Source organism: Rossellomorea sp. GQ25, assembly GCF_059758515.1.
In genome coordinates this window covers 114,914-141,714 of sequence record NZ_JCAXEQ010000003.1, presented here as the reverse complement: position 1 = coordinate 141,714, position 26,801 = coordinate 114,914, and the positions used below count along the sequence as shown (strand labels likewise).

Annotated in this window: 20 protein-coding genes; 12 read left to right on the top strand and 8 right to left on the bottom strand. The window is 41.9% G+C overall.

Features of this window, described 5'->3' with window-relative positions; translation table 11 throughout:
- Positions 1 to 171 precede the first annotated feature (171 nt).
- Positions 172 to 1,206: a DctP family TRAP transporter solute-binding subunit gene (locus tag AC6CIB_RS11475; protein WP_498280780.1), complete on the bottom strand. Its 1,035-nt coding sequence runs from the start codon at positions 1,204 to 1,206 to the stop codon at positions 172 to 174.
- Positions 1,207 to 1,280: 74 nt separating this feature from the next.
- Between AC6CIB_RS11475 and AC6CIB_RS11470 the strand changes: the two genes are divergently transcribed.
- The 6 genes from AC6CIB_RS11470 (at position 1,281) to AC6CIB_RS11445 (ending at position 8,224) form a co-directional block, all read left to right on the top strand.
- Positions 1,281 to 2,891, top strand: a complete 1,611-nt coding sequence (locus AC6CIB_RS11470) for an ATP-binding protein (protein ID WP_498280779.1) — start codon at positions 1,281 to 1,283, stop codon at positions 2,889 to 2,891.
- A complete protein-coding gene (locus tag AC6CIB_RS11465; RefSeq protein WP_498281388.1) occupies positions 2,872 to 3,564 on the top strand; it encodes a response regulator in 693 nt (230 codons plus the stop codon). The genes AC6CIB_RS11470 and AC6CIB_RS11465 overlap by 20 nt, the downstream gene beginning before the upstream one ends.
- A 160-nt stretch (positions 3,565 to 3,724) precedes the next feature.
- Positions 3,725 to 4,723, top strand: a complete 999-nt coding sequence (locus AC6CIB_RS11460; protein WP_498280778.1) for a TAXI family TRAP transporter solute-binding subunit — start codon at positions 3,725 to 3,727, stop codon at positions 4,721 to 4,723.
- Between the two features lie 42 nt (positions 4,724 to 4,765).
- The gene (locus AC6CIB_RS11455) at positions 4,766 to 5,239 is read left to right on the top strand and encodes a DUF1850 domain-containing protein (protein ID WP_498280777.1); all 474 of its coding nucleotides are present in this window, start codon (positions 4,766 to 4,768) and stop codon (positions 5,237 to 5,239) included.
- Between the two features lie 15 nt (positions 5,240 to 5,254).
- Complete coding sequence (locus AC6CIB_RS11450; RefSeq protein WP_498280775.1) at positions 5,255 to 7,417, top strand: TRAP transporter permease; 2,163 nt, start codon at positions 5,255 to 5,257, stop codon at positions 7,415 to 7,417.
- Positions 7,418 to 7,432: 15 nt separating this feature from the next.
- A complete protein-coding gene (locus AC6CIB_RS11445; protein WP_498280774.1) occupies positions 7,433 to 8,224 on the top strand; it encodes an SDR family oxidoreductase in 792 nt (263 codons plus the stop codon).
- A 50-nt stretch (positions 8,225 to 8,274) separates the two neighbouring features.
- Here the strand turns inward: AC6CIB_RS11445 and AC6CIB_RS11440 are convergent, their stop codons facing one another.
- On the bottom strand, positions 8,275 to 9,345 hold the full coding sequence (locus AC6CIB_RS11440) for an SDR family oxidoreductase (protein WP_498280773.1): 1,071 nt from the start codon (positions 9,343 to 9,345) through the stop codon (positions 8,275 to 8,277).
- A gap of 179 nt (positions 9,346 to 9,524) precedes the next feature.
- A complete protein-coding gene (locus AC6CIB_RS11435) occupies positions 9,525 to 11,528 on the bottom strand; it encodes a penicillin-binding transpeptidase domain-containing protein (protein WP_498280771.1) in 2,004 nt (667 codons plus the stop codon).
- 443 nt (positions 11,529 to 11,971) lie between these two features.
- Between AC6CIB_RS11435 and trhO the strand changes: the two genes are divergently transcribed.
- Positions 11,972 to 12,937 (top strand): oxygen-dependent tRNA uridine(34) hydroxylase TrhO, encoded by a 966-nt coding sequence (trhO, locus tag AC6CIB_RS11430; RefSeq protein WP_498280770.1) that lies wholly within the window; start codon positions 11,972 to 11,974, stop codon positions 12,935 to 12,937.
- A gap of 48 nt (positions 12,938 to 12,985) precedes the next feature.
- Here trhO and AC6CIB_RS11425 read toward each other — a convergent pair whose 3' ends face one another.
- On the bottom strand, positions 12,986 to 13,519 hold the full coding sequence (locus AC6CIB_RS11425; RefSeq protein ID WP_498280769.1) for a DUF6241 domain-containing protein: 534 nt from the start codon (positions 13,517 to 13,519) through the stop codon (positions 12,986 to 12,988).
- A gap of 238 nt (positions 13,520 to 13,757) precedes the next feature.
- On the opposite strand from AC6CIB_RS11425, the gene AC6CIB_RS11420 reads away from it, so the two are divergent.
- The gene (locus tag AC6CIB_RS11420) at positions 13,758 to 14,924 is read left to right on the top strand and encodes a 3-phenylpropionate MFS transporter (protein WP_498280768.1); all 1,167 of its coding nucleotides are present in this window, start codon (positions 13,758 to 13,760) and stop codon (positions 14,922 to 14,924) included.
- 44 nt (positions 14,925 to 14,968) lie between these two features.
- Here the strand turns inward: AC6CIB_RS11420 and AC6CIB_RS11415 are convergent, their stop codons facing one another.
- Together AC6CIB_RS11415 and AC6CIB_RS11410 are read right to left on the bottom strand one after the other, a co-directional pair.
- Positions 14,969 to 15,931 carry a nuclease-related domain-containing protein gene (locus AC6CIB_RS11415; RefSeq protein WP_498280766.1) on the bottom strand — a complete coding sequence of 321 codons (963 nt, stop codon included), beginning with the start codon at positions 15,929 to 15,931 and terminating at the stop codon, positions 14,969 to 14,971.
- A 1,252-nt stretch (positions 15,932 to 17,183) separates the two neighbouring features.
- Complete coding sequence (locus tag AC6CIB_RS11410; RefSeq protein ID WP_498280765.1) at positions 17,184 to 18,104, bottom strand: C40 family peptidase; 921 nt, start codon at positions 18,102 to 18,104, stop codon at positions 17,184 to 17,186.
- 365 nt (positions 18,105 to 18,469) lie between these two features.
- Between AC6CIB_RS11410 and AC6CIB_RS11405 the strand changes: the two genes are divergently transcribed.
- The 3 genes from AC6CIB_RS11405 to treC all read left to right on the top strand — a co-directional run bounded on the left by AC6CIB_RS11405 (position 18,470) and on the right by treC (position 23,274).
- The gene (locus AC6CIB_RS11405) at positions 18,470 to 19,519 is read left to right on the top strand and encodes an acyltransferase (RefSeq protein WP_498280763.1); all 1,050 of its coding nucleotides are present in this window, start codon (positions 18,470 to 18,472) and stop codon (positions 19,517 to 19,519) included.
- A 309-nt stretch (positions 19,520 to 19,828) separates the two neighbouring features.
- Complete coding sequence (gene treP / locus AC6CIB_RS11400; RefSeq protein ID WP_498280761.1) at positions 19,829 to 21,247, top strand: PTS system trehalose-specific EIIBC component; 1,419 nt, start codon at positions 19,829 to 19,831, stop codon at positions 21,245 to 21,247.
- A 335-nt stretch (positions 21,248 to 21,582) separates the two neighbouring features.
- Positions 21,583 to 23,274: an alpha,alpha-phosphotrehalase gene (gene treC / locus AC6CIB_RS11395; RefSeq protein WP_498280759.1), complete on the top strand. Its 1,692-nt coding sequence runs from the start codon at positions 21,583 to 21,585 to the stop codon at positions 23,272 to 23,274.
- Between the two features lie 596 nt (positions 23,275 to 23,870).
- Here the strand turns inward: treC and AC6CIB_RS11390 are convergent.
- On the bottom strand, positions 23,871 to 24,476 hold the full coding sequence (locus AC6CIB_RS11390) for a Cif family virulence factor (protein WP_498280757.1): 606 nt from the start codon (positions 24,474 to 24,476) through the stop codon (positions 23,871 to 23,873).
- 118 nt (positions 24,477 to 24,594) lie between these two features.
- Between AC6CIB_RS11390 and treR the strand changes: the two genes are divergently transcribed.
- Entirely contained in the window at positions 24,595 to 25,317 is a 723-nt protein-coding gene (gene treR / locus AC6CIB_RS11385; protein ID WP_498280755.1) for a trehalose operon repressor, read from the top strand.
- A gap of 781 nt (positions 25,318 to 26,098) precedes the next feature.
- On the opposite strand, the gene AC6CIB_RS11380 is transcribed toward treR, so the two are convergent.
- Positions 26,099 to 26,776, bottom strand: a complete 678-nt coding sequence (locus tag AC6CIB_RS11380; protein WP_498280753.1) for a response regulator — start codon at positions 26,774 to 26,776, stop codon at positions 26,099 to 26,101.
- Positions 26,777 to 26,801 lie beyond the last annotated feature (25 nt).

Here is a 26,801-nt window from a genome sequence, read left to right as displayed (position 1 = left end):
ACTCTATGTAATAGTCATCAATGATTTCTCTCTTTACATTTTCTTATATTACCATATTTAAAAGTAAAACCGTATCCGTTGGGAAAGATTTTTCCCAATGATTATGAAGGCAATATTCCCAAATTATGTGTTTTACTAATGGAGGGAGGTCTCCACATATCTGGCCAATTTTCATTCAATCTCCCTCATTAATTCCTTCCCAATTTCACCTTCATATTCTTCATACAGAGGAGCCAGCCTCTTCATCCATTCTTCTTTTTCTGAATTTAACAGAATGTGAACTTCTAAATCAGCGTTTCTTTTCAACTCGCGCATATGATCGTCATTGATTTCAATAGAATGCCTGCGAATCCATTCAGTCGTTTGCTTCATCGCTTCTTCAATTTCCACCCGGTACTCTTCAGGCAAGTCATCCCAAAATTCTACATTCATTAATACGACATAGCCTAAATAAGAATGATTGCTGACTGTAAGATACGATTGATGGTCATAAAGCTTCTTCGAGTAAATATTCGAAATGGTATTTTCCTGTCCATCTATAAATCCTACTTCTAAGTTCTCGTATGTTTTATTAAAAGGCAGGTGACTTACGGCAGCCCCCATCCTTTGATATTGATCTTTTATCACTTCACTCGGCATGGTACGGAAGTGGAGCCGATTGAAATCACCCGGCCTGATCAAGGGTCGCTGACTATTGGTGATTTGTTTAAATCCGTTATACCAAAAGGTAATTCCTTTCACGTTTTCTTGTTTTTCTACCTTTTTAAGTAATATATCTCCTATATTCCCCTCAAATGCCTGTTGAACATCGTCATAACTATTAAACGCAAAGGGTAAGTCGAACACACTATACTCTGGAACATAAGCAGAGACTTTAGACGTGGCGGGGATAATCATTTGGACATTATTATTTTTAAGAGCATTCCATTCACTGATATCCGAATAGAGCGCGCCGTTTGGGTAGATTTCAACCTTCACTTTTCCCTTGGTATTCTTTTCTACTAGTGCTTTAAAACGCCTAATGGCTTTTCCTTTCGGTGTATTTTCAGAAACAACATGACTGACTTTAATGACAATGCCATCTTTCAGTTTTTCTTGATCATCATCATATTCCGAGGTAAAACCGGTCTGAGATTGAAATCCAACAAAATAGGCTGTAGCGATCCCTGTTATAATAAACAACCCTATAAAGAAAAATGTTCTCATTATTGGACCTCCCCTCTCTCCGTTCTACTAAAAATGGTACAATAACTTTGAATGAAGAGGAAGGAATATTCAGAATGAATCGAAAACAAATGCCCATTCGGTGGAAAATGACGATATTATCCTTTGGTGTAGTCCTGTTTGCGCTAATCATTGGATTTATTATATTTATAGGAAAAGCGATTGAAATGAAGAAAGAAGAGTTAGGAAGCCAAGCACTTATTACAGCTAGGACGGTAGCTAACCTTCCTACCGTTCAAAGCCATCTCGAGGATTCCGGAGGATGGGGAAAAATTCAGCCCATTGTAGAAAATATCAGGACGGTAAATGGCTCTGACTATATCGTCGTCCTCAATATGAACCGGATCCGTTACTCACACCCGTCCGATGAGCAGCTTGGAACCATCTCTGCCGGAAAGGATGAAGGCCCTGCTTTTGCCGAGCATAGTTATGTGACGACAGCTAAGGGGGAAATGGGTACGGCGGTAAGGGGGTTTGTTCCGATCATGAACGTTGAGCACCAACAAATCGGTGTGGTCATTGTAGGCATCCTGCTCCCTTCTACACTCGATATAATGAGGAATCTTCAAAATGAACTCATCATTATAGGTGCTATCACTCTCCTATTCGGCATCATGGGTTCATGGTTATTAGCAAGACAAATAAAGAAAGATACCTTTCAGCTGGAACCTTATGAAATTGGAAAACTCCTGGTGGAAAGAACCGCTACTTTTCAAGCCATGAATGAAGGCATCATTGCCATTGATAATCAAAAAAAGATCACCGTCTTTAATGAGAAAGCTAAAGATATATTAGTGGTAGATGGAGATCCAGTCGGAAAATACATTCAAGAAGTACTTCCTTCTACAAAATTACCGGACGTCCTAACAGAAAAGGAACCGATTTATCATGAGGAAATGAGATTAGAGAACAAGATTGTATTAAGTACCAGGGTTCCCATTTTAGTAGACGGAGACATTGTCGGGGCCGTTGCCGTGTTTCAGGATCGAACGGAAATGACTCAACTGGCAGAAGAGCTGACTGGAGTGAAAGAATTCGTTGAAGCATTGAGGGTCCAAAACCACGAACACCAGAATAAATTACATACCGTTGCCGGTCTGATTCAATTAGAAGAAGGAGAGAAAGCTCTCGATTATATCTTTCAATCCTCCCAAGAAGAGGAACATCTCACCGCCACCCTGACGCGGCAAATCAAGCTTGATAGTTTGACAGGATTACTATTAGGCAAGATCAGGAGAGGAATGGAAATGGGGATAGAAGTGAAGTTCGATTCCGATAGCTACCTATCATCCCTTCCCCCTCTTCTGGATGAACATGATTTTGTCATTATCTTAGGTAACCTGATTGAAAATAGCTTTTATGCCCTAAAAGATTCTGGAGAAGAAACCAAGGTCATTCATGTCTATTTAAAAGAAGACCCGGACACTTTTCATATTGAAATAGAAGATAATGGAGCAGGAATGACGAAAGAACAGCTTCCCCACTTATTTCAAAAAGGATACACAACCAAAGGAAAAAATGGCTCAGGCATCGGGCTCTACTTGATTCATAGCATTATAGAGAAAGCAGACGGTCATTTTAAAGTGGAGTCAACTCCCGGTGAAGGGACGTTATTCCAACTCACCTTTCCAATGAATGGAGGGAACAATCATGAAGGAACCAATTAACGTATTACTTATTGAAGATGATCCAATGGTTCAGGAAGTCAATCGAATGTTCATAGAACGTGTACCCGGCTTTACAGTGTGCGCCATTGCAGGAAATGGACAGGAAGGTGCGGAGAAGGTTGCTTCCTATCAGCCCGACCTTGTCCTTCTGGATAACTTTATGCCTAAACAAAATGGCCTTGAAACCTTACAAGCCTTTCGGAAGCAGGATACAGACGTGGATGTGATTGTCATATCAGCTGCACAGGATAAAGAAACCATCAAGATGATGATGAGATTAGGGGTATTCGATTACATCATTAAGCCTTTCAAGTTTGAACGATTGAAACTAGCTCTTGAGAAATATCAACTGTTTAAACAGCAAATGACAGGAGGGGGATCGGTGGGACAACAGGAATTAGATCAGCTTCAGGGTGTTCCCTCTCCCATTAAATCCTCCTCCGTGAAGGAAGAATTACCAAAGGGATTGAACCAGCAAACGTTACAGCAGATCATTCATTTTTTAAAAGACCAAAGAAGCCCCTTATCTGCAGAAGAAACCGCTGAAGGAATCGGCATTGCACGTGTAACAGCCCGAAGATATTTAGACTATTTACAGAAATCAGGGCAAGTTCAAATCATGATCGAGTATGGCGGTATTGGACGCCCGATCAATCGGTATCAATGGAAGTAAGAAAGAATGAGGCGATTGTTTCATGCCCCATTCTTTTTTTGTTCTCCTCGATCACACTCCCGGACCAAAAAGACCAAAACGTCCTTTAAGTTCTAAATATTCTAATTTCTTTATGTAAGCGTTACCATGTTTAACAGGTAACTTAAAGGAGGACGAAGCGATGAAAAAAGTAAAATGGATTTCGATGGTAGCCATCGTCTCATTACTATTGGCGGCATGTGGCAGTGATGGTGCAAGCGGCGGCGATTCAAGCAGTGGCGATGATTCTTCCAGCCAATCAATCGTCTTTGGGACAGGTGGAACGTCCGGTGCTTATTATGCGATTGGCGGATCATTAAAACCAATTTTCGAGGAAAGTGATTCAATCGGGAATGTAACAGTAGAATCAACAGGAGCTTCTGTTGCCAATATCCAAAACATTACAGACGGTTTAAATCAAATGGCGATTGTCATGAGCGATGTTGCTTATGATGCAGCTGAAGGAAAAAGACAATTCGAAGGCAATAAAGTAGAGGTTCAAGCTCTTGCAGGCATGTACCAAAACGTGGTTCAGGTAGTCGCTATGTCTGATAGCGGAATTAAGAGTATTGAAGATTTAAAGGGTAAGAAAGTAGGAGTCGGTCAGGTAGGTTCCGGCGTGGAACAGAGTGCGAAGAAAGTATTGGAAGCGGCCGGCTTAACGTACGATGACCTTGAAAAAGTCACTCACACAGGGTACGCGGATTCTGTCCAGGAAATGAAAAATGGCACACTTGATGCTGCATTCTTCACATCAGGTGTACCGAACAGTAATATTACAGACCTTATGCAGCAAAATGATGTATCGTTTGTTGAAATCAAAGGAGATCTTGCTGATAAGCTAATGGAGAAATACCCATTCTATAAAACATTTACGATTGAGTCAGGAGACGAGGCAAAATATAACCTGGATTCAAAAGTTGAAACCGTCGGGATCCAAAATATGCTGATTGTATCGAAGGATGTAAGTGAAGACACAGTATATAATTTAACAAAACGCTACTACGATTACTTAGGAACAGACGCAGTAGCGGTTGCACCGCTTAAAGAAGTCGACCGGGATGAAATGGCGAAAGGCCTCATTGCTCCCCTGCATCCGGGAGCGAAGAAGTTTTATGAAGAAAAAGGATTACTGGAATAATAGAGAAAGGGCATCAATCCTGGTGCCCTTTTCATTCTATCTATGAGAAAAAGAATCTCGGGTGCCTCTACCCTGCTCCTATTTATCCTTCTCGCCATTGTTCCGTTCAACACGATCGTCTTATCTGATCAAAATACAAATATAGTCGTACAGCCTGTTTTCAATCAAAAGGAATTTTCCATCCGCTGGACACATTCTGTTGAAAAAGAAGATTGGGAAGAGTTTTTTTACATCGAAGATCATACAATCACCCTGACCTCCACCCGTTTCAAAACGTTTGGTGCCGGTGTTCCAGATAACGCAGGCGAGGACACATATATCAAAGACGGCTGGGTGTATATGACGAATATCCATCAACCGATTGGAGACTCATTGCGCTTCCAAACAGGTAAGAATACGAATCATCGTATTTCATTAAACGAGCGAACTCTAGTACTTGATTCTCAGCGGTCCTACCAATTATCGATAAGGTCCGTCCCTATCTATGAACTGATTTATATGATTGTGAATGATTAAGCGAGGTGACTCATGATGAGAAAACAAAAGAACACATCTGTGGAAGAGTTAGATCGGGAGGGAAATACGAGAAGCCGGTTTCCCAAAGTGATTGGTCTATTTATTTTACTATTGGCAGCCGGGATTGCACTCTTCCATTTATACACGTCTTATGCAGGTGCGTTAGTCGATGTTAAGCAGCGAAGCATCCACTTATATGGCTTGATGGCCATTGGATTTATCCTTTACCCTTTTATTAGTAAAAAGAAAGGTCTACCTGTTCCATTTTATGACTATATCTTAAGCGGTTTGTCCTTATTCGTTGGCATTTATATGTTATTCAGTGCGGAGCGCATCATTAAAATGGGGGGACAAATCAACGATACCGATTTCATCGTTGGAATACTCGTCATTATCCTTCTTCTCGAACTGACAAGGCGTGTGACCGGCTGGGGCTTGACTCTTCTTGCCCTTGGATTTTTAATCTATGGTCTCTATGTAAAGCTGGCCATCTATCCGGAATTGAATTCTCAAATCACATTGACTGTTACAAAGAAAATGATTTCCCAGCTTGTTTACATTACGGAAGGGATCCTTGGTACAGCGATTGGGGTGTCGGCAAGCTACATCATTCTCTTTATCTTATTTGGAGCCTTCCTTAGCCGCTCTGGAATGGGGAAATTATTTAATGACCTGGCACTGGCAGTCGCCGGTCATACAAAAGGCGGTCCTGCTAAAGTTGCCGTTATCGCCAGTGGATTTCTCGGTTCCATTAATGGTTCGGCTGTTGCTAATGTTGTGACAACCGGGGCTTTCACCATTCCATTGATGAAAAAAATCGGCTATAAGAAAGAATTTGCAGGGGCGGTCGAATCAGCGGCAAGTGTCGGTGGGCAGATCCTTCCTCCAATCATGGGTGCAGCCGCCTTCATTATGGCAGAGAATCTAAATATTCCTTATACCAAAGTGATCTTGGCAGGTATCATCCCTGCTCTGTTATTCTACATCGGTATCCTGCTTCAGGTGCACTTTAGAGCTTCCAAACGCGGATTACACGGGGTACCGAAATCAGAATTGCCATCCGTGAAAGCAGTACTGGCCGAAAGAGGACATTTAATCATACCGATGGTGATTCTCCTGTACTTATTATTCTCAGGAAAAACACCGTTCTACGCTGCGTTCTGGTCGATTTTAGCAACGATTATCATTTCCGGTTCGAAGCAGGTTCTTACGTTATCAACCCTGCTCGGAGTATTTTTCATTTTCCAACCACAGTTGAATGGCTTCCTTTCAGGAGAAGGCATCCCTCCCCTCAAAAGCGGATGGTGGGAACTCCTGTTGATTGTGGTGATTCCATTAGTGATTAATCTCGTTAGAAAAACAAAAAATCTGGAAGCCGAAGAAATAGGCTTAAAGGATTGCGTACAAGCATTGGAAGAAGGAGCGAAGACGACGATTCCGGTTGCAGTTGCCTGCGGTGCTGTTGGCATTGTCGTAGGAGTTGCCTCACTGACTGGAGTTGCACTTGAGCTCGCAAACAGTATTGTCGGTATTGGTGAAATGATCGACAGCCCCCTCCTTCAGCTCGTTATTACTTTACTGCTGACAATGGTCACTTCCATCGTACTAGGGATGGGCTTACCAAGTATCCCAACCTATATCATTACGAGTACCATGGCAGCACCGATCCTTTTACAGCTACCCTTGTTCCGTGAATTGGCTGGGTCGACGGAAACGGCGGTTTTTGTTGCTCACATGTTTGTGTTTTACTTTGGGATCTTTGCAAATATAACGCCGCCAGTCGCCCTGGCAGCGTTTGCCGGAGCAGGCATCAGTGGAGGTGATCCGACTAAGACCGGATTCCAAGCGATGAGACTTGCTATTGCAGGATTTATCGTGCCGTTTATGTTTGTATTTTCTCACGAAATGCTGATGGTAGACGCATCTGTTATGAGTATTCTTGTCCTGACGGTTACATCAGTTATCGGAGTGTTCCTGCTGTCGGTTTCCATTGAGGGGTATTTCAAGAAGAAACTCCCGGTCAGTATGAGATTGATAAGTGCAGCAGCAGCTTTCCTCCTGATCTATCCTGGCTGGGTGACAGACATTGTTGGCTTCACCGTCTTCGTCTTTGTTCTGTTTTGGAATTACCAAGGAAAGGGTAAACCGATGAATACGGAAATCAATATTCCCAATTAAATGAGGTGAGTTTCAATGGATTTTGGTTTAAAGAATAAAGCAGTGATTGTCACTGCTTCCAGTAAAGGATTAGGAAAAGCAACGGCACTCGAGCTTGCAAAAGAAGGAGCTCACGTGCTTATTTCCAGCAGAAATGAAGAAGAGCTTCGATCCACGGCAAATGAAATCATCGAACTGTCCGGGAATCAGTATGTTTATTTTGCTACATGTGACATGACGAAAGCAGAAGACATTCAAGCACTTGTTGAAACAGCGGTAAATAAACTTGGAGGTGTTGACATTCTCGTCAACAACACAGGCGGTCCACCTGCAGGGGGATTTCAGCAATTTGATGATGAAGACTGGCAATATGCCTTTGAGCTCAACCTGCTCAGCTATATCCGGACCATCCGAGAAGTAATTCCTCATATGAAAAAGAATAAGGGAGGACGGATCGTCAATATCGCTTCTTCCTCTACAAAGCAGGCAATCGATGGTCTGATTTTATCCAACACCTTCAGAACAGGTATTGTCGGCTTATCGAAGAGCTTATCAAGGGAACTTGCCCAGGATCATATTCTCATAAACACGGTAGGTCCGGGTAGGATTGCAACAGAAAGAGTGGCTCAGTTGGATCAAATAAATGCAGACAAACAAAATATCCCTGTTGAGGAGCTAAAGGATATGAGTGAAAAAGCGATACCTATTGGACGTTACGGGGAACCAGGGGAGTTTGCCCAAGTGATTACTTTTCTGGTTTCAGATGCAAATACCTATTTAACCGGTCAATCCCTCGTCGTTGATGGCGGGTTGGTTACCGCACTATAAAAAAAGCAAAGCCCCAAAGGCTCTCACCTTTGGGGCTTTGCTCATTCTATTTATACAGTGAGCTTTCCTCCGTTAGGCTCGCACCCCGTTCGAATGATCATCTCAACCGTCTCATTCGACATATCCAAATGAGAAACCCCGGTACCTTCCATTAGCTCTTGAGTATTGCGATCATCAAACGTCAACGCCCCTGCCAGATACACCTTGAACACATCAATCAAGCTATTAAGCTTCATTTCTTCCTCGTCTAATTCATACTCACCTGTGTTTTCAACGACCGATAAGTTTTCAAATTTTAGTGCTTCTTTTAACATCTTCAATAGCTCTATGTTCTCCGGCGGATTAGGATTCGTAATATGATAGATTTTGTTCGCTTGTGCTTTTTCAGGCGCCAGGCTTAGAATGTCTGCTACATAATCCACGGGAACGAGATTGGAAGTACCGTTTTTAGCCGCAACCAGTCTGTAGGTCCGCTCTTCTCCACGGCGCCTTGCAGTCTTACGCTTGAACACCCCGAGAGCACGCATAAATCCGTACAGTGTGAATTGAGAGTCCGCTTCCCCCGTTTTAGAATCTCCTACAATAATAGCCGGACGGAAAATGGACACATCCATTTTGTCTCGATAAGAAAAAACAAGATGCTCCGATTTCACTTTGCTTTCCTCATATGGGTTATGGAATTCTCCGTCTGCTGGATAAAGTTCCTCCACCCCTTCTGCCAGCTTTCCGACTGTGTAAGCCGTACTCACATAATAAAACTTCTTCACTTGCAGAATGGTAGCCAATTCAAGGATATGCTTGGTCCCATCGTAATTAGCAGCAAATAGTTCATCACGCAAATCAAAATCAAATTTCACCAGGGCAGCGAGGTGATAAACCTCATCAATCTTCCCTGTTAACCATTCAAGATCATCCCTGCTCAAGCCGGCATTGGGAATGGTAATATCCCCTTGGAAAATATGAATTCTCTTTTGCTCATCCATTTGAAAGGAATCTCTTAATCTTTCAGCCTTCTCTACATTTCTTACTAAAATGTAGACTTCGTTACGTTTATGTTGTAAAAGGTTCTTGATGAGCCTCCCACCAAGAAAACCTGTCGATCCCGTTAAAAATAAATTCAAAATTGATCACTCCTGTTGAATTTCAACCTCTAGGGCTATTTTGTCTATCATAGCACATATTGAAAGCGGAATCGTGGTTAAAGAGAGAGTTGGAACATGATGTCAATAGACGGACGTTTAATAGCAAAAAACGATGAGCATATTTTTGCTCATCGTTTTCAACTCATATTCTCTTCACTTTACCAGCTATCATAAAATCTTTTCGTCACTTCTACCGTATGCGTACTGCCTCCCGCTTCTTCTACATCTTCAAGAAGCACGGCGAGCACCATCGTCGGGTCATTCTGATCATACGAGACAAATAATCCATTTTCCGTTCCGGTTGTCCCTTGTTCAGCCTTGATTTCGGCTGTACCGGTTTTTCCGGCGATTGCTTTCCCTTTTACACTCGCTTTTCCGGCAATTCCTTCAGTGACAACTTTTCGAAAATCTGTTTTCAGCATGTCAGCTTGTTCTTTCGTCAGCAAGTTTTTTTTCCAAACCTCATGTTCTTCATCCTTTAGAAGTCTTGGCTTCATCATGTTTCCATCGTTGATGATTCCTCCGTAAGCACTGGCAAGATGAACGATACTCATAAGAACTTCCCCTTGACCAAAGGCTGAATCAGCCAGTTGGACTTCTTTTGAGATGGTTCCGTCGTTGGAGATTTGGGATTTATAAATTGGATAAGAAGATGGAATTTCTTCTCCAAAACCAAAGTCCTTTAATCCTGCAATAAAGGTATCTGCTCCCATCTCTAACCCCACTCGGGCAAAATAAATGTTATCCGAGAATTTCAACGCACTTTCCAAGTCCACTTTACTCTCATTATCAAAGACACGGACGACTCGGTAATTACCCCAGGAATCATCCTTTTGCCACTTCTTCCCCGTAATATCATAGATCTTATTTGGATCTAATTTCCCCGATTTCAATCCAACGGAAGCTGTAATTCCCTTCATCGTTGAACCGGGAGAATAAGCAATAGGGAAACGATTGCGGAATGGCTTTTTCGGGTCATCTGCAAGTTTCTTATATTTCTCAGAAGACATTCCCAGTACAAGCTCATTCGGGTTATAAGCAGGTGTGCTGACAAGAGCTAACGCTTCACCTGTTTGTGGATTAAGAGCGGCAGCTGTTCCTGCTTCACTCTTCATCTGTTCATACAATTTCTTTTGCATTTCGGCAGCGATGGTTAACGTAATATTTTGACCGTCCTGTACGTCCTGTTCAGCAACGGTTACGACCTCTTCAGAATCTTCCTTCTTCAAATAAATCCGCTGACCATCTTTTCCTCTTAATTGATCTTCATATACTTCTTCTGCACCGCTGAGACCCATTAATGACTGAGCTGTATAGCCTTTATCCTTAAGTTTCTCCAACTTTTCTGCAGTAAGCTTTCCTATATATCCCGTCAGGTGGGCGGCAGCTTCTCCATATGGGTATTCTCTTGCAGGCACCCGCTTGGAGTACAGACCGCCTAACTCTATAACTTCCAGAGCTAAAGGTCGCTCGGTAAGGGCGATCTTTTTAATCGGCACAAAAAATTCCGGTTTCACCCAGCTCTGATCAAGTTTACCCTGAATGGATTCCGCTGACATATCGAGCAGGGATGAAAGCTTCTTTAAATCACTCTCGTTAAACTCTTTCGGTACGATCCCGAGCTCAAATGCTTCTCCGTTCATCGCAAGTGGCTGTTGATTCCTGTCAAGGATATCCCCACGCTTAGCAGGTATACTCTCCACGCCTACTTTATCTCCGTTTTCCATTTCCGGCAGGATAAAAGAAGGCTCCCATTCTACAAACCAATTTTCATCTTCACCTTGTTTTTCTTTTGTTAAAGTGATTTCTTTTTCGTAGGAAACCTCACCAGCCAAAGTGTTGAATGAAATAGTCAAAGGAAATCCCGCTTTTGTTTCTTTGTCCCAGTCCACTTCTTTTTCCGGTTTTTTAAAAGATACTTTAACGTCCTTCACTTCTAAATCTTCATAGATGTCCTTGTATCTCGTGACGAAATCTTCCTTTTTAAATGTATCTTTCGTTGAGCTGTTGAGGTAATTTGTGAACATATTTTCGAACTTTTCTTTATTCCACAGATTTACATACTCTTGTAACTGATCCGTTGGTTTGGGCTTTTCTTGGCATCCGGCGATCAATAGACTGAAAGCAACAAAGAGACAAAGCAGCATGACTTTTCTATACATATGTACTGACAACCCCTATATTAGACTTTTCATTTCACTTCTAATTCTTTCAAAAATAACAAATTTTTTCAAATTTAATGTATCTATATGCTTGTATCTCGTTTATGATGATGACCTGGAAGGGCAGCGAAATTTGTCATATTTTAAAATAGTGGAAGATAGAATGAAAATATGGAAGATAAATCCAAAATTGTACACAAATTCGAAATACGGCAGATAAAGCTCAAATATGGCAAATTTCCCTCCGCAAAATCCTGATATGCGTACCACTCCTCCACCGAAAATCCAATTTCCACCACCTTTTCCTCCCAATCCCCATCTTTTCTCCACCCTACATAATGCATTTCTTTAAAAATTTGTTATAATAGTACATCGTAAGAGTAATAAGGAACAGAATCCTAAGATTATATCTTGCAAATATATATCGATAGGTGGAAATAAACATGAAAAATTATCGAGTACTACTGTATTACAACTATGTAGCCATTGAGAATCCTGAGGAGGTTACTGCCAAGCATAAGGAATTATGCGCGGAACTTGGCCTTATGGGACGTATTTTGATTTCATCTGAAGGAATCAACGGAACATGTTCCGGTACGATCGAACAGACGGATGCTTATATGGAAGCGATGAGACAGGATCCTCATTTCGCGGACACTGTGTTCAAAATCGATGAGGCAGACGGTCATGCCTTCAAGAAATTAAAAGTTAAATACCGTCCGGAACTAGTAACCCTACGTCTTGAAGATGACGTGAATCCGAATGAACTCACTGGGAAATACCTTGAACCAAAGGATTTCTTTGAACAAATCCAGCAGGAAGATACGATCCTTCTTGATGCACGTAACGACTATGAATATGAACTGGGACACTTCAGAGGAGCCGTGAAGCCGGATATCAAAAACTTCCGTGATCTTCCGAACTGGGTCCGCGATAATAAAGATAAATTGGAAGGCAAGAAAATCATTACGTATTGTACGGGTGGTATCCGTTGTGAAAAATTCTCTGGCTGGTTAGTGAAAGAAGGCTTTGAGGATGTAGCGCAGCTTCACGGTGGAATCGTTACCTATGGCCAGGACCCGGAAGTAAAAGGTCAGCTATGGGACGGTCAGCTTTACGTATTCGATGAGCGTATCGGTGTTCCTGTCAACCAGACAGAGCACGTTGTTGTCGGGAAAGACTACTACACAGGTGAACCTTGTGAGCGCTACGTAAACTGTGCGCACCCGCCTTGTAACAAAAAAATTCTTTGTTCTGAAGAAAATGAGCATAAATATATGAGAAGCTGCTCTGATGAATGCCGTAAGAGCCCGGAAAACCGCTACATTAAAGAGCATGGTTTGACGGAGGAAGAAGTGGCAGAGCGTTTAGCCGTGATTGAAAAAGAGAAGGAAACTGCAACAATCTAAATGATTTAAAAGAGAACTGGATTTCACTTCCAGTTCTCTTTTTGGTTTTTACCGCTTCTCTCTCTTCTGACTCTCCATATACTTCTTCTCTTCCTTAGTCGACAACAATCCTGTTGCTTTTCCGATATTCCCGTTTCTCATTTTCCAAACGGCATTATGATCCCTGACTGCACCTGAAAAGTCTTCTTCTTTCCAGCTGACTAAGATTTCGTTGTAGGTATGTTCATGCTTATATTTGTTAACTTCTAATTGTGAAAGCAAGTAATCGATTCGTTCATCGGTAATTTCAAAAAACGACCATTTTTCTTTCGCCTTTACCTTTTGATGACTCATCGCGTGTATGTATTGCTGGATCAGATCTTCACTTAGCGGAGTTTTTACTTTTTCCCCGAATGGGTTTTCTTCGCCGGTTTTGGTTTGTGGTGCAGTGGTTTCCACACCGGCAGTTGAGACAACGTCCGTCTGGGTAGTATCTTCAATGGTGCCGGTATTGTTTAAACTGCTTACGGCGAAATATACTCCGATGGCCGTTAAGAGCAGGACGCTCCCTACAATGATAGAGAAAGATTTTTTTCGTATCATGATGATACTCCCCCTGTATGCTATGGAATCTATGTTCCTTTTTTTCTGTATTACTTCCTTCTATATTTTAGGCTAAATGTCCTGCAAGAATTTGTAAACGAATTGTAATGCTACTATATTTTTCATTGGTACTTAAGAGATAGTCGCTAAGCTGGTTGTATTCAAGTGGTAACTGCTATATAATGACTCAATGTTTGTAAATTGATTTCCAGTCTACATAAAGGGAGCTTTGATAGATTTGAAGAATCAGACGTGGTTGTCCATTCAGTTCTTTGCGATTTTTTTCACTTGGGGAATTTTCATACCTTACTGGACAGCGTGGCTGGTAGAAAGTAAGGACTTTTCCATATCGGCTGCAAGTACGGTGATTGCGGTTGGAATGATCACGCGGTCGTTTTCGAGCTTTTTCCTGTTTCCGAAATTGAGTCAGACGGTTTCGTTGGGACGACTTTCTCGATGGTTAGTGTTGATTTCCGGGGCTTCATTGTTGCTATTCCTGCCTATGAATTCTTTTGGGATGATTTTGGTGTGTATGGGGTTATTCAGCCTGGTGTATCCGATGCTGCTTCCGATGGTTGAGAGCATGGCGGCTGTGATGATGAAGGAAGATGGCATTGATTATGGCAAGAGCCGTTCGTGGGGATCGATTGGATATACGGTTGCACTGCTTATGGTTGGATTTATGACGTCTCTATTTACCGAGGGGGCAGTCATTTACCTGCTGTTCGGTGGGATTGTGGTGATATTACTGTCATCTCTTGTGAAGCTGCCTCAGTCCATTAGTGGGACCCGTGGTCAGGAAAAGCTTTCTTATCGAGGATTGCTCAAATCCCGTAAGTTTGTCTGGGCCATGGTCATTGTCGTGTTGATTCAGGGAGCTCATGCTTCTTACTATAATTATGGTGTCCTTTATTTGAAAGAATTAGATGTCAGCGCCGTTTATATCGGTGTCATTTTAAATATTGCCGTGCTATCTGAAATTCTGTTCTTTGCGTTTTCAGATCGGCTGTTAAAAGGCAAAAGCATTTCTGTCATGTTTATGATTGCAGCAGGGGCTGCTGTGACGCGTTGGACTTTGTTGTTCCTATTCCCCAGCACCCCTGTGTTCATCTTTACCCAAATCTTTCACTCTCTAACCTTCGGATTAACACATTATGCCTTTATGCGGTTAATTTATGAAGAATTGGAGAGCAAGGACATCCCGGCTGCCCAGGGAGTGTATACTTCGTTGGGTATGGGGTTGAGTACCGCGATCCTGACGTTTATCGGTGGATTCCTGTATGATATCTCGCCTGGTTCTGCGTTTCTTGGAATGGCCGTTGTGGTGGTTCCCTGTGTGGTGCTTGGTGGATGGATGTATTGGAAGTATGACCGTGTGGCGGATGGTGTGTTTTTTTATAAATAGTGTTGTTTGAGAGACCGTTCAGGATGTAGATGCTGGGCGGTTTTTTATGTGAAGATTTTGGTGTAGACGGTGCCTTTGGTGGAGCCGGTTGTTTTTAGGTTGAGTGATTGCAGGATCAATGTAGCAGATCTAGGTGATGATAGGTTCAGAAAGTTCCGTAGTTCCTGATTGGTGATGGTGGGTTTGATAAGGAGGAAGTAATCCTGAATGGCTTGGAAATGGGCAGTTTTGGACAAGTGGTGGCAGTTGGGGCATAGCCATATGCCTGTCTTCCTATTCATGATGTGAAGGCATTTTTCACACTGGACTCCTTTTATAATGTCTTTTTCGGTTAGCTGGTAGGTGGTGAGGATTGATGAATAGTTAGGTCGATGTTGATTCAGGAGGAGTCGCTTTACTTTTTTGAGGTCGATGACTTCCCGGGTGTATTCTGTGTTTAACTTGCTGATTTCCCTCACGATGTTTTGGGCGTGGATCATTTTGTCATAAGGCGGGACCCTTTTGTGGCCTGGTGCCATTTTCAATATGGTGGCCGGATTGCTGAAGACGACGAGGAATTCGACTGGAGGACACGGGAGTTTATTATTATGGAACCATCTTTGCAGGAATAACATCTGACGGTTGGCTTGTGTGATGGGATCCGGATAACCTGTTTCGATTCCGTTGAACTGCTTGGAGAGCTGGTTGAATTCGGGGTCCATCATAAGGATTCCCGATAGATTCTTGATTTCGATGGGAAGCGAGTAGTGGGAAGTGACTAGTAAGCTATCGATTTGGAAGTAGTCCGGTGCGATGGGCAGCCTGAGGTCATTGAAGATCATATACTTTTTATCCGTCAGGAAGCTTAAATGATAATCGACAGCCTTCTCTCCGTGGTATCCTGCTTTTCTTTTTTTAAGATCCTGTTCAATGAGTGTTCTTTTTGGATGATCGATGGGCTTAAGCCGATTTAGCAAGGCTTCGGTTTGGAGAAGTCTAATGGGAGTTTTTCGTTCTTTTACAATCATTTTATTAGGGGACACTCCTTTTGGGTTGGGATATACATTAGTTCTACTTTTTTGATGAAATTCCTGCTTTTTGATGGGATTTTGTTTAAGGTTGTCTGTTTTAGCTGGAGGATTGGTCCTTGATGGGGGCTTTGGTCCGGATAAGGGGGTGAAATCCCTGATCGAGGATGTCTTCGTAGAGGAATTAATCCCATTGGGACTGTATTCGATCTCTATTTCGGATTATTGATCCTGTTTGAGATTTTTTAATCCTGTTTGAGATTTTTTAATCCTGTTTGGGATTTTTTAATCCTGTTTGGGATTTTTTAATCCTGTTTGGGATTTTTTAATCCTGTTTGAGATTTTTTAATCCTGTTTGAGATTTTTTAATCCTGATTTTGATTTATTGATCCGCTTTTTAAATAATTGATCCTATTTGTCGAATTTTCTTGATGTATGTATGCGTTAGGGCCATTAAGGAACGCTTTCCCAACTGCGTCAACAGGCAGAGGCTCCGTTGTTGGAACAACGTATCTTACGGTTTTTTTCTGCTTTTTACTAGAAAATAACTTTAGATAGTCTTTTTTTATCTGGAATGTGATCCTGTACGGGGACTGAGGGCCGGATTGGGGGGGATATTTCTGATCGGGAATGCCTTCGGGGGAGGAATTGATCCCATTTGGACTGTATTCGATCTCTATTTCGGATTATTAATCCTGTTTGGGATTTTTTAATCCTGATTTTGATTTATTGATCCGCTTTTTAAATAATTGATCCTATTTGTCGAATTTTCTTGATGTATGTATGCGTTAGGGCCATTAAGGAACGCTTTCCCAACTGCGTCAACAGGCAGAGGCTCCGTTGTTGGAACAACGTATCTTACGGTTTTTTTCTGCTTTTTACTAGAAAATAACTTTAGATAGTCTTTTTTTATCTGGAATGTGATCCTGTACGGGGACTGAGGGCCGGATTGGGGGGGATATTTCTGATCGGGAATGCCTTCGGGGGAGGAATTGATCCCATTTGGACTGTATTCGATCTCTATTTCGGATTATTAATCCTGTTTGGGATTTTTTAATCCTGATTTTGATTTATTGATCCGCTTTTTAAATAATTGATCCTATTTGTCGAATTTTCTTGATGTATGTATGCGTTAGGGCCATTAAGGAACGCTTTCCTAACTGCGTCCACAGGCAGAGGCTCCGTTGTTGGAACAGCGTATCTTACGAAAGATAAAACGCCCCACCCATACCAGGCAGGACGCTCCATTTAATTAGTTAAATCGCTTATATCCGACAAACTTAGGATTCCAATACGTATTGCTCAACTTCGAAATCATTACCCCGCTGTCTGAAGCGTGGACGAATTCTCCGTTTCCAAGGTAGATTCCCATGTGGCTGATGCCGGCTTTGTACGTATTCTCAAAGAATACCAGGTCGCCAGCTTTTGGACTTGAGACGAAGGATGATTTGCTATAGTAGCCATCTGTGTTGGTACGTGCAATCGATTGTCCCGCTTGATTGAATACATAGTAGATGAATCCGCTGCAGTCGAAGCCGGATGGTGATGTTCCTCCCCATGCGTATGGAGTTCCTACATATTTCTTCGCGATATCTACCACATTTGAAGATGGCGTTTGAGATCCGCTATCTGAAGTTCCTTTAATGGAAAGCTTTTGACCGACATAGATGTTATCAGAGCTTAATCCGTTCCATGACTTGATAGAAGAAACGCTTACATCATAACGGACTGCGATATGTGATAAGGTGTCTCCGGATTGGACGGTATAGGTACTAGAGCCTGATGGCGGTGGCGTGCTTGTGCTTCCAGAAGAAACGACCAGCGTTTGACCAGGAAAAATGACATCACTCTTTAAATTGTTCCATGCTCGGAGTTCCGCAACGTACACGTCAAACTTGGCACCGATTTTTGACAGGTAATCACCTGATTGAACGGTATATGTTTTAGCAGAAGTACTTGTTGGTGCTGATACTTCAAGGATTTGGTTTACATAGATCATGTCGGAGCTCAGTTTATTCCAGCTCTTCAGGTTTGAAACAGATGTATCATATTTATAGGCAATCACCGAAAGGGAATCCCCTGATTGTACGCGGTAAGAAACCGCTTCCGATGAATTGACAGCAACTGACGAAAGTAAGGCAGCAGTAGTAAAGGCAATAATGGTTTTCTTCAAAAAAAATGTCTCCTTTATCGATAATGTCGAATTTTGATGCTTGTCCATTATGGATGAAGAAGACTGATATTTTAATAGGCTAAAATTCTTATATGAAGAAAAATAAGGAAGAAACCCCAGTATAATAAGGTTTAGTAATTTATGGTTACATTACCAAGTGGAGTATCTTCTTTTTCCGGGTCTTTTCTCTCCTTCTTTTTGAAGAATCTGACTACACCTGCCTTTCCCTTGGCCTAGGGACCTCCTTTAATAAGTTGCCATAGTCCTGTACTCTTTTTTTATCAAGAAAATTCTGAATGACAATTTGCTAGTTATAGACTAAAATGAATAGAATTTATATTTATGTAAACAAGGGGCGGGTTGGATTGGCGGAAAAAATTAGGCTGTCAAACTTTGAATCTCTCAGGGTACTGTCAATGGTCATGATCGTCTTGTTGCATTTCGGTACCTACGGATTTTCAAAATATATTGCGATATCAGAGTTAAGCACTGTGAATCAATTTCTTTTCCATTTAATAAAGGTGCTTTGTATCGTCGGGGTCAATGTATATGTGCTAATAAGCGGATATTTTTTATGTAAGTCACAATTTAAAATGAGCAAAGCGTTCAGGGTCGTGCGGGAAACATTCATTTTCTCGGTTCTTATTTTTGCAGGATTGACCGTTTTACAATTAACGGATGGATCCTATACCAGCTTTATCAGGTCGGTATTCCCGGTGTATCTGTCTACCTACTGGTTTATCACCGTTTACATCGTATTGTTTATGCTTTCACCTTACTTAAATATCTTGATCAATCAGCTTTCCAAGAAAGATTACGGAAAATTTCTCTTCCTATTATTTATAATAAATTGTGTATGGCAATTCTTCCATCCCTTAGGGAGCTTCGGGGTGAACGGTGGCTATAGCATCGTGCATTTCATCTTTCTTTATTTTGTGGCGGGCTACTTAAGACATCATGGACAGTTTCTGTCTGCCTTAGGCAAGCACTATTATTTAAGCGTTTACATATTGTTGGGAGCCGTTTCGGCCTTGGTTTTACTACAATCGTGGGAATTACCATTTAAGCTGTTGTCGTATAACTCCCCTGTTATTGTGGCCATGTCACTTGCGCTGTTCCTATTCTTCTCGCAGCTTACGTTTGTATCCAGGCCGATAAACTTCATATCCGGATATGTGCTAGGGGTTTATTTGATCCACGAGCATCCAATGATCAGGCAGCGATTGTGGAATAATGTGATGGAATTAATGGGAACCGGGAATGAAGCTCTCTTGATCGTGCAATTCCTATTATATGCGGTCATCGTCTTTTCAATCTGTCTGGGCATTTCATATGTGATTTATCAGATCATTAATTTCAATACCTTGATTAAGAAAGAGTCCCCTAAGAAGGTTAAAGAAAAGATGGCGGGTTAGTATTTTCGAAAGAGTCACTTTTTAGTGGCTCTTTTTGTTTTGCCTATTTTCAAATGAAAACGGCTACACTTTTCTATTGACAACTTGTATATACATGAATACAATAAAACTATATCTTGTATATACAACAAGATCCCTTTTAAATGAAAGCGTTTCGTTTTATCGGAAGTTTTTTACCGAAAGCATAGTGAGAAGCGTTTCCCACACACCATTTAGGGGAATTCCATTAATAGAAATGAAAGCGGGTTCAAGACAACTTTCGACATTTTTCGAGAGTTGCCATGCACCATTACTAAGGGAGGGAAACTCATGAGCGTGAAACGTGAAGACGTTCTGGAAATCATTGAAGCGATTGGCGGCAAGGATAACATCCGTACGGCCACTCATTGTGTGACTCGTCTTCGGTTGGTACTGAATGATGAGAAAAAGGTTGATAAGGAAAGATTAGAGACGATTGATTTGGTGAAGGGTTCATTCTCTTCCAATGGTCAGTTCCAAGTTGTCATCGGACAAGGTCTTGTAAATAAAGCGTATCAAATGTTAGCAGAGGAAACGGGGATTGAGCAGGCTTCCAAGCAGGATGTGAAGGATGCCGCTACTCAAAACCTGAATCCATTGCAGCGTGCGATCAAGGTATTGGCGGATATCTTTATACCGATTCTGCCTGCGATCGTAACAGCCGGTTTGTTGATGGGTCTGAATAATATTTTGACAGGACCTGGGATTTTCTTTGATAAAGATACATCGGTCATTGATGTGTACCCTCAATGGGCGGATCTGACGAATATTATTAACTTAATCGCGAATACCGCCTTCGTGTTCTTACCGGGACTCATCGGTTGGTCGGCGGTTAAGCGTTTTGGCGGAAGTCCTTTGCTCGGTATTGTATTAGGTCTTATGCTCGTACATCCGGATTTACTTAATGCTTGGTCTTATGGTACAGCTGAAGAAATTCCGACATGGAACCTGTTTGGTTTAGAGGTTGACAAAATTGGCTATCAAGGACAAGTGTTACCGATCTTATTTGCTTCCTTATTATTAGCGAAAATTGAAAAGTTCCTGGATAAACGGGTTCATGACTCGATTAAATTGTTAGTGGTTGCTCCTGTAGCCTTACTGATTACTGGTTTCGCATCATTCATCCTAATTGGACCTGTGACTTTCTTCCTTGGGAACATGCTGACAGATGGGGTTGTTTGGGTATTTGATCATGTATCCTGGTTAGGTGGACTACTATATGGTGGATTGTATGCAGTGATGGTGATCACGGGTATGCACCACACGTTCCTGGCAGTAGATTTACAGCTTGTATCGAACGCAGGCGGTACATTCTTATGGCCGATCCTGGCACTATCGAATATCGCTCAAGGTTCTGCAGCCCTTGCCATGATGTTTGTGGCGAAGAAAGAAAACGAAAAGCTCCGTGGGTTGGCAGGTACGTCTGCCCTATCCGCCTATCTCGGAATCACAGAACCGGCTATGTTCGGAGTTAACTTACGCTATAAATATCCGTTCATCTCAGCATTAATTGGTTCTGCGATTGGCGGGGTATTACTCGCAATGACAAGTACGAAAGCATTCTCCATCGGTGTTGGAGGACTACCTGGTATCCTGTCTATTAAATCTGAATACTGGGTACCTTTTGCGATTGGAATGGTCATCGCCATCGTCGTACCATTCGTACTGACGATGATCTGGTCAAAATTCAGCAAAAACGAAGTCGTATAATCAATAGATAGAGAAAATAGTTGTCACAACTTGTATATACAAGTTAAAATAAGGGGGACAAATCAATTCTAGCCACTAGCCTGCTCAGGTTATGTGTAATGGATGGTTGTCTCCCTTTTTGTTTAGGGACGGACCTTCGAAAAGCTTGCAGTAGTGAGGAGCGTCCAGTCTCATTGTCTAAAAACTAGAGGAATATGTGTTAGAGGTCCGTCCCTCTTGATGGACCTTAAAATAGCAAAATCGCAGAAGAATCATGTTTGACGGGCATGAACTTGTATAAGTGAAATCGATTGAGGTCCGTCCCTCAAAATTAAATCTAGGATGGTGTATAAGATATGAAGCAGCCTTGGTGGAAGAAGTCGGTTGTGTATCAGATTTATCCGAAGAGTTTTTATGATACGTCGGGGAATGGCGTGGGAGATATTAAGGGAATTACGGCGAAGTTGGATTATTTGAAGGAGCTTGGGATTGATGTGGTGTGGCTGACGCCTATTTACAAGAGTCCTCAACGCGACAATGGTTACGACATTAGTGATTATTTCAATCTTCACGATGAGTATGGAACGATGGAGGATTTCGAAGAGCTCTTAGAACAAGCTCACCAGCGTGGAATCAAGATCATCATGGATATTGTGATCAACCATACATCCACGGAGAATCAGTGGTTCATTGAGTCTCGTAAATCGCAGGATAACGAGTACCGAGACTTCTATATTTGGAAGGACGGCAAGCCTGATGTTTCCGAGCCGACAAACTGGCAGTCCAAGTTCGGCGGCAACGCCTGGCAGTATGATGAGGAGACAGGTCAGTACTACCTTCACCTCTTTGACGTGACGCAGGCTGACTTGAACTGGGAGAACGATGAGGTCCGTAAGAAGCTTTATGACATGATGCACTTCTGGCTGAAGAAGGGCGTCGACGGCTTCCGTTTAGATGTAATCAACCTTATCTCCAAGGACCAGGACTTCCCTGACGATGATGGTTCGGTCGCTCCTGGAGACGGACGCAAGTTTTACACAGACGGTCCCAAGGTCCATGACTATATGCAGGAAATGAACAAGGAGGTCTTCTCTCAATACGACATCATGACGGTTGGCGAGATGTCTTCTACAACGATCGATCATTGTATTAAGTATTCACATCCTGACCGGAACGAGCTCAGCATGACGTTCAACTTCCACCATTTAAAAGTGGATTACCCTAATGGGGAGAAATGGTCGGTCGCCGACTTTGATTTTCTTAAGCTGAAGGAAATCCTTTCTACCTGGCAGCGTGAGATGCATGAAGGTGGCGGCTGGAATGCCCTATTCTGGTGTAACCATGACCAGCCTCGAATCGTGTCTCGCTATGGTAACGATGACAAATACCATAACGAATCAGCGAAGATGCTCGCGACGACGATTCATTTGATGCAAGGTACCCCTTATATCTATCAGGGTGAAGAGTTCGGGATGACAAATCCCAAGTTTACAAGTATCGATGAATACCGTGATGTTGAGTCGATTAACATCTTCAATATTTTAAAAGAGCAAGGTAAATCTGAAGAAGAGATTTTAGAGATCCTTCGACATAAATCCCGTGACAACTCCAGAACGCCTGTACAGTGGAATAAGGAAGAAAATGCCGGATTTACGAGCGGCACTCCTTGGATTCCTGTAGCGAAAAACTATCAGGAAATCAATGCTGAACAAGCGTTGAAAGACGAGAAGTCGGTCTTCTATCACTATCAGAAACTTAATCGCCTACGCAAGGAATATAACATCATTGTGGATGGAGACTATCAGTTAATTTTGGAAGATCACTGCGATGTCTTCGCTTATGTGCGAAATGGCGATGGTGAAAAACTTCTTGTGATTAACAACTTCTATGGTCATGAAACGGAGTTCACTCTTCCTGATGAGGTTTATGTTGAAGGCTGGTCGAGTGAGGTATTGTTGTCTAACTACGAAGATACTGCTAATAAATATAAGAACATAACATTACGTCCATATGAGTCTGTTGTGTTTCACTTTCAAAATAAGCATTAACAAATAAAGAACGTTTAGAGATGAATGATTCTCTAAACGTTCTTTATTTGATATAACCATGTATAATGGTTTTAATAGGAAATTGGTGGGTATTGTAAATCATTACAAATGAATTTAGACTAACTTGGGCAGAGATAGAGAACCATTTCTATATTAGAGAAGGAAATATATAAATAAACTGAAAGTCAAACAATCTGTAAGAACTGCACTTTTATTGTACGCCATCATCATCGGGATAAGCGGGATCATTATGTTCTCAGTATTATTGTTCTGGGTAATTCCCCCAGACAAAATTCCAATTGTAATAGTTCCCTTATCCGCTATAGCTTTTTTCTATTCGGCTCTTGCGCCATTACACTCATTCTTCGTATGAAATTCTTCAGAAAAGAGGGTACTCCTAAAGATCAGTAAGGAAAAAGCAAGAGAGCTTTTCACCATGACTACTATTCAAGTCATAGATACCATTCAAAAGATGGGAACAAAAAAAGCTGGAGATCCAGGAGCTTGATGACATATTTAATCATTACTCAACCAAGCATTGAATACATTCAAAAACAGACTGAGGCGGATACAATCCACCTCAGTCTGCACTATTGCTATTCAGTAGCTTCCTCTTCCCCTTCACTCGCCAGGAAGAAAATTGCCGCAACCTTCCATCCATCTTCTTTCTTATGGAAGACGGTTACTTGCTTACCGGAACGAGTCACTTCTTTATCACTATTCGGGTCCTTCGTCGTCGCTTCAATTTCAGCATACACATCTGCTTTTTTACCGGCCGCGTAATTAATAATTTTCACATTTTCAACCGTACGCTTTGAGTCGACGGAGTCAAAGATTTGTTTCACATAGCGCTCTTCATCCGCGTATTCGAAATTCACCGGTGTCTTCGAGATGACACTCATATATGATTCGAAGTCTTCTTCGTTAAATGCATTGATATATTGATTAAAGGCTTCGTTAATCGCCGTTTTCTCTTCTTCAGGGATACCCTCTGCTTCTTTCAGCTCGCTGGCATCCTCAACGATCTGTGTCATTTGATTCAGAGATGCCGCTTCGTCTGTTGCCGGGTCTTCACTTGGCTTTACCTCTTCCGTACTGTTTGTGTTTTCTTCCTTCTTCTCTTCGTCTGCACCACAAGCACCCAATAGTAATGTACTCATGCCAATTCCCAACATGATTTTCTTCCAATGCTGTTTCGACAATGCTCTTCACCCTTTTCTAAAATTTGCGCTATCTCCATTCTATTGAAAATATTCACAACACTCAAGTTCAATCTCATTTCTTCCTATTAATTATGGTAAAATAATAGCAGGTGATATTATGACGAAAAGCAATAAATACAAACAAATCTTCGAGGATCTCTCTGAAAAAATACAGGATGGCACCTATACAGCGGGTTCGATCCTCCCATCGGAAAACGAGCTCTCGGTGATGTATGCCACTTCACGTGAGACTATTCGTAAAGCGCTTACATTATTGGCGCAAAAAGGATTCATTCAAAAGCTGCGTGGGAAAGGGTCCCTCGTACTTGATGTGTCGCGTATGAGCTTTCCGATTTCAGGGCTTGTGAGCTTTAAAGAGCTGCAGACCTCCATGGGGCGGGATCATATAGAGACATTCGTTCATGACTTTGGATTGATCCATGCTGATGACCAGATTGCTTCACAGCTCGAGACTTCTCCAAACGCTGAAGTCTGGAAAGTCGTCCGCTCCCGTCAAATCAGCGGGGAGAGAATTATATTGGACAAATCCTATTTTCTGAAAGAACAAGTCCCTTTGTTGACGAAAGAAATATGCGAGAACTCCATTTATGAATATCTGGAGGGTGAACTGGGACTTCCAATCGACTTTGCCAAAAAAGAAATTGTTGTGGAAGAGTGTACCGATGAGGACCGGGAATATCTTGATTTAGATAGATATGATCATGTGGTTGTCGTGAAAAATTTTGTCCATTTGAAGGATGCCACACTGTTTGAGTATACGGAGTCGAGACATCGGTTGGATATGTTCCGGTTTGTTGATTTTGCGCGGAGAAAGCATTGATGAGGATCCACTTCCTTGATGGGGAGTGGATTTTTTGTATCAAATAATACGCTTTTTTTAAAAACAAGCTGAGAGAGCGGTCCCCAATAGGATTGCATACATACATCATGAAAATTCGACATGCAGGATCAATTATTTAAAAAGAGGATTAATTAATCAAAATACAGGATTAAATATCCGATATCGGGATCGAAAACAGACCAAATGGGATCAATTCCTCCGCGAAGGTATCCTCGATTAGGAATTCCACCCCCATATCCGGCCCATAGTCCATGTTCAGAATCCTACTCCAGCTGAAAAAGACAATCTAAAGTTATTTTCTATTAAAAATCAGACAAAGTATGGACATAACATCTAAAATCAAAACCGAAAGATACGCTGTTTCGACAACCAATTATCTGCCTGATGATGCAGAGAGGAGAGCAGTCCTCAATGGTCCTAACGCATACATACATCAAGAAAATTCGACAAAGAGGATCAATTATTTAAATAGAGGATTAATTAATCAAAATACAGGATTAATATATCCCAAACAGGATTAAATATCCGATATCGGGATCGAAAACAGTCCAAATGGGATCAATTCCTCCGCGAAGGTATCCTCGATCAGGAATTACACCCCCTTATCCGGCCTTCTGGTCTTTCGAAGATTCCATTCCCAGCTAAAACAGACAATCTTAAGCCTGAAACCCACCAAAACTCCAACAAACAAACCAAAAAACGGCCCTTCTCAAAAAAGGGCCGCTCTCTCAACAACAAATTAACAATACACTATTCTCTATTATCGTACTTCCACCCAACCGTTCTTGATCGCAGTTACAACTGCCTGGGTACGGTCGTTCACATTCATTTTTTGTAATATATTACTTACATGGTTTTTAACAGTTTTTTCGCTGATGTATAGTCCTTCTCCAATACCGCGGTTACTCTTACCGTCAGCCAGCATTTGCAGTACTTCACATTCGCGGCGCGTTAATAGGTGAAGCGGGCGGCGAACTTCGGATTGTTGGAATCCACCTGAGTTTTGGGCGTTTGCCAGGCGCTTGTATTCTGCTACCAGGTTATGAGTTACCTTCGGATGAACGTAAGAGCCTCCATCTGCGACGATCTTCACGGCGTCCACAAGGGCGTCTGAATCCATTTCTTTTAATAGGTAACCGAGTGCTCCTGTTTTCAACGCATGGTTTACATAGTTTTCATCATCGTGGATGGATAAGATGATTACCTTCGTATCCGGATATCTGTCCATCAGTTCACGTGTTGCTTCTACACCGTTTGTTTCAGGCATATTGATATCCATCAGGACAACATCTGGTTCGTGTGTTTCAACTAGGTTCATGGCTTCTGAACCGTCATCGCCTTCTGCTACTACGTTGAAAGAAGGTTCGAATTCTAGGATTCGTTTTACTCCCTCTCTGAAAAGCTGATGATCATCAATGATAACAATATTTGTTGCCATGTCTTTCGCCTCCCTAAACCTTGGA